The 10,327-nt window shown below is 39.9% G+C and carries 9 protein-coding genes, 2 pseudogenes and 1 riboswitch; of the genes and pseudogenes, 10 read left to right on the top strand and 1 reads right to left on the bottom strand.

Annotated features, from left to right (window positions below; genetic code table 11):
- Nucleotides 1-419: 419 nt before the first annotated feature.
- The 5 genes and pseudogenes from BIV59_RS24350 to BIV59_RS22640 all read left to right on the top strand — a co-directional run.
- Nucleotides 420-661 (top strand): annotated as a pseudogene (locus BIV59_RS24350) (histidine kinase N-terminal 7TM domain-containing protein); the annotation flags it as partial.
- A 120-nt stretch (nt 662-781) separates the two neighbouring features.
- On the top strand, nt 782-1,036 hold the full coding sequence (locus BIV59_RS24000) for a GGDEF domain-containing protein (RefSeq protein ID WP_346417294.1): 255 nt from the start codon (nt 782-784) through the stop codon (nt 1,034-1,036).
- A gap of 44 nt (nt 1,037-1,080) precedes the next feature.
- Complete coding sequence (locus BIV59_RS01865; protein ID WP_071349731.1) at nt 1,081-2,085, top strand: Gfo/Idh/MocA family protein; 1,005 nt, start codon at nt 1,081-1,083, stop codon at nt 2,083-2,085.
- 195 nt (nt 2,086-2,280) lie between these two features.
- Nucleotides 2,281-3,789 carry an aminotransferase class V-fold PLP-dependent enzyme gene (locus BIV59_RS01860; RefSeq protein ID WP_071349730.1) on the top strand — a complete coding sequence of 503 codons (1,509 nt, stop codon included), beginning with the start codon at nt 2,281-2,283 and terminating at the stop codon, nt 3,787-3,789.
- A gap of 1,315 nt (nt 3,790-5,104) precedes the next feature.
- Nucleotides 5,105-5,257: pseudogene (locus BIV59_RS22640) on the top strand (IS66 family transposase); the annotation flags it as partial.
- Nucleotides 5,258-5,382: 125 nt separating this feature from the next.
- Here the strand turns inward: BIV59_RS22640 and BIV59_RS01855 are convergent.
- Nucleotides 5,383-5,565, bottom strand: coding sequence for a hypothetical protein (locus BIV59_RS01855; protein WP_071349729.1), 183 nt, complete (start codon nt 5,563-5,565; stop codon nt 5,383-5,385).
- Nucleotides 5,566-5,945: 380 nt separating this feature from the next.
- Between BIV59_RS01855 and BIV59_RS01850 the strand changes: the two genes are divergently transcribed.
- From BIV59_RS01850 to BIV59_RS01830, 5 genes are all read left to right on the top strand, one after another.
- Nucleotides 5,946-6,509: a nucleotidyltransferase family protein gene (locus BIV59_RS01850; RefSeq protein ID WP_071349728.1), complete on the top strand. Its 564-nt coding sequence runs from the start codon at nt 5,946-5,948 to the stop codon at nt 6,507-6,509.
- A gap of 123 nt (nt 6,510-6,632) precedes the next feature.
- Nucleotides 6,633-6,735, top strand: a riboswitch (TPP riboswitch).
- Between the two features lie 92 nt (nt 6,736-6,827).
- Entirely contained in the window at nt 6,828-8,126 is a 1,299-nt protein-coding gene (locus BIV59_RS01845; protein WP_071349742.1) for an acetylornithine deacetylase, read from the top strand.
- Entirely contained in the window at nt 8,123-8,794 is a 672-nt protein-coding gene (tenA, locus tag BIV59_RS01840) for a thiaminase II (protein WP_071349727.1), read from the top strand. The genes BIV59_RS01845 and tenA overlap by 4 nt, the downstream gene beginning before the upstream one ends.
- The gene (locus BIV59_RS01835) at nt 8,778-9,569 is read left to right on the top strand and encodes an ABC transporter ATP-binding protein (protein ID WP_240501833.1); all 792 of its coding nucleotides are present in this window, start codon (nt 8,778-8,780) and stop codon (nt 9,567-9,569) included. The genes tenA and BIV59_RS01835 overlap by 17 nt, the downstream gene beginning before the upstream one ends.
- Entirely contained in the window at nt 9,538-10,311 is a 774-nt protein-coding gene (locus BIV59_RS01830) for an ABC transporter permease (protein ID WP_071349725.1), read from the top strand. Before BIV59_RS01835 ends, BIV59_RS01830 begins: the two co-directional genes overlap by 32 nt.
- Nucleotides 10,312-10,327: the final 16 nt, after the last annotated feature.

Raw genomic sequence — 10,327 nt, 5'->3', positions numbered from 1 at the left:
AAACTAGATATATCATTAATGATTATTACATAATTAGCAAATAATTACATTAAAAATATATTAGAAAAACTATTTTTATTTTTTTGAAATAATATTACTTTTTAAAAATTGGAATAAGTTAGACTAGAAGGAATTGTCAGGAGCCAAAATTATAAAAATCATTATGCAGCTTCATCATGATTAATGTCAGAAATTAACCGGTATCCTAAAAAATGCATTATAATAAACATAATTAAATAGATTATGAAGTTAATATGATGAATATCTTTATTTTTAATTATATTGTTATTATTTCAATTTCCGGCGTTTTTAGTGTTTTATTGGGTATCCTTGCATTTTTGAAAAGAAGCAGAGTGAAGGGGAGCGGTACGTTCATCCTGATTAACATCACATCCTGTTTTTAAGTATTTGGACATGCCTTTGAACTAATAGGAACTTCTCTGTCAGAAATAGAATGGATGGTAAAGATCCAGTATCTGGGCCTGCCTTTTATATCGCCATTGAATGTGCTGCTGGCTTTACAGTTCATTGGATTGGATAAATATATACCAGAAAAAATATGATCCTGCTTTTTAGTGTTCCGGTGATCACCGTAATCATGATATATACGAATAGTTTTCAACATTTGTTCTATAAATCAATATCTTATTGCCGATTTTAACGGTACTGCAGTTAAAATGTTTCCAGAGTTAACAATCCTATAATCGGCAGGGAATTTTATGGAGTATGGAAAAATTTCGCTGCCAAATTCAGTATATTCTGGCCAGGTATTGAGGGAGGAATTTGTCATCTCCCTTTCTGGAGTTTCGATAGAGAAGCGGGGGAAATAGCCGAAGAGGCCCGCAAAAAAATTGCAGAATGCCCATTAATAACAGGCGGGGAAGTTATTCATATAAAAGCCAGCCTCGGAGCAGCAGAAATGAACAATCACCAGAATTTGAATTCGCTGTTCCATGATGCTGACCTAGCTTTATATGAATCAAAAAAACGGGGAAGAAATACAGTGAGCATCCGTTCTGCTGCCCTTTATATTTAATTTTTCTTTTGCACTACTAAAAAATGAAGCAGGAGGAGATCGAAATGGTAAATCTGCTGTTGGCCGGTGCATGGCATGTGCACACAAAGGGCTTTGTCAAAGAAGCTCTGCAAACAGGAAAAGCTGAACTCAAAGCCGTCTGGGATAATGATGAAGTAAGGGGAAGGGCGGCGGCAGAGGAATTTGGTGTTCCCTTTGAAAGAAATTTGGCAGAAGTTCTGAAAAGACAGGATATAGAGGCAGTAATGGTTGAATGTGCTACCGCTATGCATAAAGAAGTGATCTTAATGGCCGCCCGCGCTAAAAAACATATTTTTACTGATAAAGCACTTGCCCTCACAGTAGAAGACTGTTTAGAAATACAAACTGCCATTGAAGAAAATGGCGTAAAATTTATGATTTCCCTTGAATCAAAAACAATAGGTGCCTACAGATATGCTAAAAAGCTCGTTGATGAGGGAATGCTCGGCAAAGTGACATCTGTTTATTTCAGGCGGGCCCATCAAGCTGCCATCGATAAAAACATGCTCCCTTCCTACTGGTTTGATTCTTCGGAGACAGGCGGAGGAGTTACCCTCGATTTAGGATGCCATGGTCTTTACCTTCTTCCCTATTTTTGCGGGGATCCGGTTAAAATCACTTGCCTAATGAACGAACTTTATGGGACTGGCAGCGATGAAATATCCACGACTGTAATCGAATTTGCAGGAGGAGCAATTGGTACGGCCCACACCTCTTTCGCTTCATACCGTCTGGATAATATGCTGGAAATCATTGGCACAGAGGGTATTTTAGTCATATCCGGCCATAATGAAACCAGTATGCGAGTGTTCCTGCAGTCCAAATCACTGCCTGGACACGAAAATCTTTCGCCTGTTGACACAGCTAGCCTTTTAAGAGATGCTCCTCTTCCGAGCGCTCAGTTCATCGACTTTGTTATAAATGAAAAAAAAGCACCTGAGTATGATATGGTTCAGGCAATTATGCTGACACGTCTGATAGAATGCGCCTATGAATCCGCTGAAAAACAAAAAACAGTTTTATATTAAGGCTAAAAATAAAGCAGAGCAAGGAATCTATTACAGGATTCCTTTTTTCCTGTTTTATTTGTTTACATAATCATATTATCGAACCTTATAGCATAACGGAATTTCAAAGTCTGCTTAAAAGCCGTTATGATGAACATAGCCTGATATCATTCATATACTGAAACCAAAAGGCGGTTTTCGGGGGGGATAGGTTCTATGATTACAGTAAGGATCGGAGAAAAGGAGTGTTTGTATTATGGAAATCTTGAAAGTTATTTTGAAAAATTCCGCAGACACATCATAGGAAATAATAAATTGATAAACACTCCTTATGGAAAGAAAAAACTAATCTATTCCGATTGGACCGCAAGCGGAAGGTTATATCGGCCGATTGAAAAAACAGTAAGCGAAAGATTCGGCCCCTTTATGGCAAACACCCACACAGAATCAAATTCTACTAGTTCAGTCATGACCCTGGCATATAAAGAGGCTCAAACTATCATCAAAAACCACGTTCAAGCCCGAAAAGAAGATGTCATTATTACCTGCGGATCCGGAATGACCGCTGCTGTGAATAAATTTCAAAGACTATTGGGTTTGAAATTTCCGGAAAGATTTATAAATCAAATCAGCATCCCGGAAGAAGAGCGCCCAGTTGTATTTATTACACATCTTGAACATCATTCTAATCATACGTCTTGGCTTGAGACAGTTGCCGATGTTGAAATAGTCCGGCCGTCGAAGAATGGAAATGTTGATATCGATCACTTGAAGGAGCTTCTTGATTGTTATAAAAAAAGGAAACTGAAAATAGGATCTTTTTCTGCCTGTTCTAACGTCACAGGCATTATGACTCCATATCATCAATTGGCCAGGGTAATGCATGAATACGGCGGTATCTGTCTTGTTGACTTTGCGGCATCAGCTCCTTACACAGATATCAGCATGCACCCTGAGGATGAGATGGAGAAGCTCGATGCAATCTTTTTTTCTCCCCATAAATTTCTGGGAGGACCAGGCACAAGCGGCGTATTGATATTTGATTCCGCTCTCTATCAAAATTCTGTTCCAGACCATCCTGGTGGTGGGACGGTTATCTGGACCGATCCCTGGGGACAGCATAAATATTTTGACTCGATCGAACTGCGGGAAGATGGAGGCACTCCAGCAATCCTGCAAACCATCAGAATTGCCTTGTGCATTAAACTAAAAGAACAAATGGGGACCGATTTTATTTTAAAAAGGGAAAAAGAAATTTTGGGTATTCTCCTGCCTGGAATACAGAAAATAAAAGGAATCAATGTATTGGAAAAAAATGCAGCAGAAAGGCTCGGCATTATTTCTTTTCAAGCAGAAAACATACACTACAATCTTATCGTCAAGCTTTTGAATGACAGATTTGGCTATCAAGTCAGGGGAGGGTGCTCGTGCGCAGGAACCTACGGGCATTATCTGCTGAAAATCAATAAGACTGCCTCAAAATCCATTTTTCAGGAAATTGAAAAGGGAGACATGTCTGAAAAGCCTGGGTGGGTACGGGTTTCCGTCCATCCGACTATGTCGAATGAAGAAGTTTATGGATTCCTGCAATCCATGAAGATGATTATGGAAAATATTGATGAATGGAAAAAAGACTACAGTTATGACAAAGGCACAAATGATTTTCAATTTATTGGGGAAGCAAGAAACATGACATATAAAATGTTCCAGCTTGATAATCCATAAAGTTAATTGTTCACGGCTGTTTAAAGAACAGCCGTTTTTGTACTTAAGGCTTTGTTAAAGTGCATGGTTGATTTCTGCACTTTGTTGATGGAAGCGGATTCGCTTTCCTCCTGGGGGATTAGCGTTACAGGAGAGACCCCGCAGGAGCCAGCGTGGCCATTGAAAAACTATATGTTATGGAAAAAATGATTCCTTACCTCTTATCATCGCTTAGAAGCGATCCTAGAGCTTCTTTTTTGTACATCGTTTGATATTCTTAAAATTCCTGACTTTTTCAATGGCCTCGAGCCAAGCTGTGAGGAGGCTCGGTGAACGCTCTCGGGAGTCTTGCGTCTGAAGCGGAAATCAAGAGGCAGGTTTAAACGGAGCCAACATTTAAAAAAATATATATTTAGCCTATTTTAATCCAGCTATAAATTCTGGCACTCGATTTCTTAAATCTGGAATGATGGCTGCTTGAATCTCATTCCAGAAAAAATTTCTGAAAATTTAGTTTGCTGATTTCAATATTTTGGTTACAATGATATTAGAGGCATGTTAAAGCAGTGAGCGGTGTCTTCCTTCCAGAGGGGAGGGTGAGATTATGGACCTTGCAACTGCAACATTTGTTGTGGTGTTATTTGGCGTTATTGTTCAAATTGCATCGGCTGTAAAAAAATAACCCGCCCTGATACGCGGACGGGCGGATTTAAATAACTCTGTGCATAAGGCAGCGCTCACTTGCGATGCATGTTTGGCCGCAGTATTGGCAGTGCTGCGGCATTTTTGATCAAGCGCAAGAGAGTTTAAGGCGCTTGTTTTTTTATTATATTCAAGACTTTAAAAAAATACGAAAATCATGAAAAAATAATTTAACCTTGTCCTATATTATACCATGAACCATGGATAAGTAGTCAGATAAAATTCCGATAATTTTCTTCGGCTGATTTTAACATAAAATGGAGGACAAGTTTCTTAATGCTAAATTAACCCTTTTCTGGCAGCAGAAAGCTTGTGTGTCCCACTAAAAAGGAAGAATAATACTGAAACAGCACCTTAATTAAAAAATCGTAACTACTTAGGTTAATAAAATGTTTAGCGATTTATAAAGCGGTTACTTAACGACAACTTATAAAACAGTGGAAAGTGAGTTGGTTACTCATGAATTAAACTGCTAAACAAGTTGAACAAATAAGTGAAAGTAACCCTTCTGAAATTGCTCAGTTTATTACTGCTCTTCTGTTGCCCAAACTGCCATAAGAACTAACAAGCTGCATTCCCGGAAAACGTCAATGACCCTTTTCAGTATGGTGATAGCTCTTATTTAAGTACATATCAGCATCTTCAGAATGGCCTTGTGCCTTTTGATAACAATCAGGCAGAGCGTGATATCCGAATGGGAAAAGTGAAAGAGAAAGTATCTTGTTCTTTTCGCACGGAAATAGGTGCTGTACAGTTTGCACGCATGCGTGGATTCATTTCGACTGTTTGAAAACAACGAAGGAATCTGCTTAATTCTATTATGTTAGTTGGTAGAGCTCAGTTTTCTTTCAACTGACCTAAGTAGTTACGAATTAGAAGAAATTAATTTGGTAATTCATTTTTTTATATGCATTATTGATTTCCGGACGGTTGTTGATTCTTTCCTTGCATGCCAGTCCCCATTCCCATCATGTTAGAGGCAAGTGGCATCATATTTTTCATTTTTCCGCCATTTCCACTTAACAATTGATAAGCAGCAATACCTACTCCAACTGAAGCGAAAACAGGTAAAATTTTATCCATGCTTGTCTTCATCTACATCACCTTATTTTATTAAATTTTTGTTCATTTCCTGAACCTTAATATCTTGGGTAAAAAAAACTTAAAAATTCAAGGTGTTTGTTACCAAAACAATTAGTAATAAAAAAATGATATAAAGGAAAATAAGAAATAAAAAATTTAATAGGGATATATGATAAGTATTCATCCTCCTGTACTTACAAGCATGACTTTCAAATACCAAAAAGAGGAATTATCCCAAAAAAATTTCGGGTTATTTCTTTTGATATTAGAGGTCACGGAAGTAATCAGTATTCAAACCCTCCAGTAACCTATCCGCTGATTGAAGAAGATATCGAACATCTGTTGGATCATTTAAAAATTAAAATAGCGATTTTTCAGCAAGGGGAGAAAAGATGAAAAGCGGGAAAGACATTGTTACTTTAGTTGAAAGAGATTCCTGGATGCTTAGCGTACTGCAGGCTGCAGGGCAGCTTAACCTGCCTGATTGGTGGATATGTGCAGGCTTTGTCCGCTCAAAGGTTTGGGATGTGCTGCACGGCTATACAATAAAAACAAAGCTTCCTGATATTGATGTGATTTATTTTGATAAAACCAATATACAAGAAGATTATGAAAAAAAGCTGGAGCTAAGGCTTGGCGAAATTCTGCCTGATTTACCCTGGTCTGTTAAAAATCAAGCCAGGATGCATAAAGTGAATCACATGGAGCCATATTCCTCATCATATGAGGCCATGTCTAATTTTCCTGAAACAGCCACTGCCCTGGGAGTCCGATTCAATGAAAAAGGCAAAGTTGACCTGGCTGCACCATGGGGTGTTAACGACCTGCTGGCACTAGAGGTGAGGCCCACCCCCTTTTTTTCCAAGTCTGGCCCATATCATCAGGTATACAAGGATCGCAGGGCTAAGAAAGGCTGGGATCATACATGGCCAGAAATTAAGATATTTGCTGAATAAAACACAGGAAAGCAGGGAGCCATGAAAAGGAATTATTCTTTACAACTTTTTTTTAGTATGCTATCTTAGATTCACATTAAGAGGTATTATAAAAACCTTCTTTATGAAAAACTACATATGTACGAATTTCACTAGGGGAGCCAATGGCTGAGACTGAACACTCGTTCTACACCCTTTGAACCTGATCTGGATCATACCAGCGGAGGGAAGCTGAAAGAAACGTTTTTGTCAACATTTATATTGGCATTGCTTTTCCGCCCGCTCCCTATATCAGGAGCGGGCTTTTTCATATTTCAAAATGATGGAGATGTATATAACATGGACTGCGATTACAGCGAATTAGCCAGCATCATTTCACAAAAAGCTGAAGAAAAAACCGAGGAACTGCTTCAGCTTTTAAGCCGGCTCATAGCTTTTCCGACAATAAGCCCCCCTGCCAGAAACACAGCCTGCATTCAGGATTATATGGACAGCTACTTAAAAGAACTCGGCTTTCAAACAGAAAAGTGGGAGCTTTATCCCGGCGATTGGAACGTTGCTGGCATCTTGCCGGGAAAATCAAGCAATACATATAACAGCTTAATTATTAATGGGCATGTGGATGTGGCGGAAACAGGGGATATTAGCAGATGGGATAATAATCCTTTTACTGTAAACCAGAAAGGGCCGTATTTATATGGCAGAGGGGCCGCAGATATGAAAGGAGGTATCGCTGCCTCCCTGATGGCCATTAAGCTCCTAAAAGAGCTTGCCATTCCCCTCAATGGCAATCTTCAATTTCAATCTGTTACTGGTGAGGAGGCAGGAGAAACTGGCACACTTTCCTGCATCAAGAGGGGCTATACAGCAGACTTCGCTATTGTTGCTGATACAAGTGATATGCACATTCAGGGACAAGGAGGTGTTATAACGGGCTGGATAACCATTCAGGGCAAAGAAACTTTTCATGACGGACTCCGGTCAAGGATGAATACTGCAGGCGGAGGGATTTTCGGTGCAAGTGCCATTGAAAAGATGATGAAGATTATTGAAAGCCTTCAGGAATTGGAACGCCACTGGGCTGTGACAAAGTCGTATGCTGGTTTTCCTCCCGGCTCCAATACGATAAACCCTGCTGTTATTGAAGGAGGACGGCATGCCGCATTCATTGCAGATAGCTGTTCACTCTGGATAACCATACATTTCTATCCAGATGAAAATCATGAAAAAGTCACAATGGATATAGAGAATCATGTAAGGCGTGTGGCTGCTTCTGATCCATGGCTTAGTGAAAATATGCCCGTTTTTAAGTGGGGAGGAAAATCCATGCTTGAGGAGAGGGGAGAAATTTTCCCTTCACTGGAGCTTGATCTGAATCATAAAGGAACTAAAACTCTAATCTCTTCATACAACGAGCAACTAGCAGAGAAACCGCGTACCGGTATGTCTTCGTCTGTAAATGATGCTGGCTGGTTTGGCTATAAAGGTATTCCTTCAGTCATTTTTGGACCTGGAAAACTTGAAGACGCACATGCGGTAAACGAAAAAATTGAAATTCGGCAATTAATCGATTTTATGAAGGTCATGGCATTATTCATTTCTAAATGGTGCAATACAAAAAAGGAGGGTAAGGAATGACATTTACTCAAATACTTCATGGCAAAGTCCGGGAAATTTGGACAAAAACACACCACCATCCTTTTATTGCTGGTATTGGCACCGGTGAGCTGCCTAAAGAAGTCTTTATCAGATATATGAAGCAAGATTATATCTTTTTAATTGAGTACAGCAGACTTTTTGCACTAGGGGTTTTAAAAGCCCGGGATGTTCAGACGATGAGTGCGTTTTCTGCCATCCTGAATGAAACACTGCACAGTGAAATGGAGCTGCACCGGAAATACGCGAGAGAATTTGCAATAAGCAGCCGTGATTTGGAGGATGCCTCACCCGCCCCAATAAACCTTGCATATACAGGGTACATGCTGAATGCGGGACAAAAAGGATCACTTGCAGAATTAGCTGCCGCCCTTTTGCCATGCATGTGGAGCTACTGGGAAATCGGAAACATGCTTAAAGAAAAATATCCTGGTTCTGATACTCATCCATTATATGGTGAATGGGTCACAATGTATGCTTCCGAGGAATTCGGCAAGTCTGCAAAGTGGCTGATCAAGCTCCTGGATTCTCTGGCAGAAGGACAGCCAAAAGTGGAAATTGAGAACCTAACTAATCATTTTATAACATCCTCACGCTTTGAATATTTGTTCTGGGACAGTGTGTACAAAGGAGATGATTGGCCTGTCTGACTATATGCTGTTAATAGAAAACCTGTCATTTTCCTTTCCCGCTGAAAAAGGCAAAAATCCTATTTTTATGGATTTGTCCATGAAAGTAAAGCAAGGAGAATTTGTTTCGGTCATAGGTGCCAGCGGTTCAGGAAAAAGCACTCTGTTTAAACTGATCTCAGGCTTGCTTCAGCCTGATAATGGAAGTATTGCTATAACAAGTGTGGTATCTAAAAAAATTCTTGGCAAGGTAGGATACATGCCGCAAAAAGATCTCCTCATGCCCTGGAGGACATTGATGGGGAATATGCTTCTGCCAGCGGAACTTTCCGGGTCAGATAAAAAACGAAGCACAAAACAAATCAAGGAATGGATTGACAGGTTTGGACTATCAGGCTATGAAAAGGCTTATCCTCATGAGCTTTCAGGGGGGATGAAGCAAAGGGCTGCCTTTTTAAGAACAATCATGACAGGCAAAGACCTATTATTGCTTGATGAACCATTTGGCGCACTTGATTCAATGACAAAACGCAAAATGCAAAGCTGGCTGCTGGAGCTTTGGGAAGGGCTTGAAAAAACTGTTTTATTTATCACACATGATCTTGAGGAAGCGATATTGTTAAGCGATAGAATTTATATACTTGGTAAAAAGGATGGCAGTCTTAGGGAAATAAAAGTAGAATTTCCGAGGCCAAGAACTCCGGATCTTATTTACGAGCCGCTTTTTTTGAAGAAAAGAAAAGAACTGGAAAGGCTGATTCAGCATGAAGAGCAAATGGAAACAATGGAGCAATAATTATGGTTTATTCATACTTGCTGCAATCATTTTTATCAGTCTGTGGGAGTTGATTGTGAAAAGGGGTGATATTCCTTCATTCATTCTTCCGGCTCCCTCAGCCATTTTCATATCGCTTAATGAAAACTCCTCGATTTTGCTGCAGCATGTGACTGTCACTCTGCAGGAGGTGCTAATAGGATTCATTCTTTCTGCAGCAGGAGGGATTTTGCTGGGTATAGCCATGCATTTTTCAAAAGTGCTGGAAAAAATTTGTTACCCTTTTTTGGTTATATCGCAAACAGTTCCCCTTATTGCGATTTCTCCCATTTTTATTATGTGGTTTGGGTATTCCATCTGGGGCAAGGTAGCTGTAACCATCTTGACAGCATTTTTCCCTATTGCCGTCAGTACATACGATGGATTAAGGCTTGGACAAAGTTCATACAGCGATTTGCTTAGAACAATGGGCGCCGGGAGATTTCAAATTTTCAGGAAAGTGCAGATACCGCTTGCATTGCCCATGTTTTTATCAGGCATGAAAATGGCGGCCGTGTACAGCGTGGTGGGAGCGACGATTGGCGAATGGCTGGGGGGAAGCGCGGGACTTGGATATTTTAGCCGCAGAATGTCAGGAAACCTGCAGGCGGATGCCGTTTTCGCTTCTGTTTTTCTTCTTTCCCTGCTTGGCATGATCTTCTTTTTTCTAATCACAGTTATTGAAAAAAAAGTACTGAAACATCATTTTCATACAGACAGCTAATTGAATGAAAGGAAAC

It is taken from the genome of Bacillus sp. MUM 13 (genome assembly GCF_001866725.1).
Classification (GTDB): Bacteria; Bacillota; Bacilli; order Bacillales; family DSM-1321; genus Peribacillus.
Note: the sequence above shows the minus strand (reverse complement) of the source record. Positions and strands in the feature narration are given on the sequence as shown.

Coding starts and splice junctions, on each gene's coding strand:
- BIV59_RS01865 (WP_071349731.1), top strand. CDS start 1,081: ATGGTAAATCTGCTGTTGGCCGGTGCATGGCATGTGCACACAAAGGGC.
- BIV59_RS01850 (WP_071349728.1), top strand. CDS start 5,946: ATGAAAAGCGGGAAAGACATTGTTACTTTAGTTGAAAGAGATTCCTGG.
- BIV59_RS01835 (WP_240501833.1), top strand. CDS start 8,778: ATGATTGGCCTGTCTGACTATATGCTGTTAATAGAAAACCTGTCATTT.
- BIV59_RS01855 (WP_071349729.1), bottom strand. CDS start 5,565: ATGAAGACAAGCATGGATAAAATTTTACCTGTTTTCGCTTCAGTTGGA.
- tenA (WP_071349727.1), top strand. CDS start 8,123: ATGACATTTACTCAAATACTTCATGGCAAAGTCCGGGAAATTTGGACA.
- BIV59_RS01845 (WP_071349742.1), top strand. CDS start 6,828: ATGGACTGCGATTACAGCGAATTAGCCAGCATCATTTCACAAAAAGCT.
- BIV59_RS01830 (WP_071349725.1), top strand. CDS start 9,538: ATGAAGAGCAAATGGAAACAATGGAGCAATAATTATGGTTTATTCATA.
- BIV59_RS01860 (WP_071349730.1), top strand. CDS start 2,281: ATGATTACAGTAAGGATCGGAGAAAAGGAGTGTTTGTATTATGGAAAT.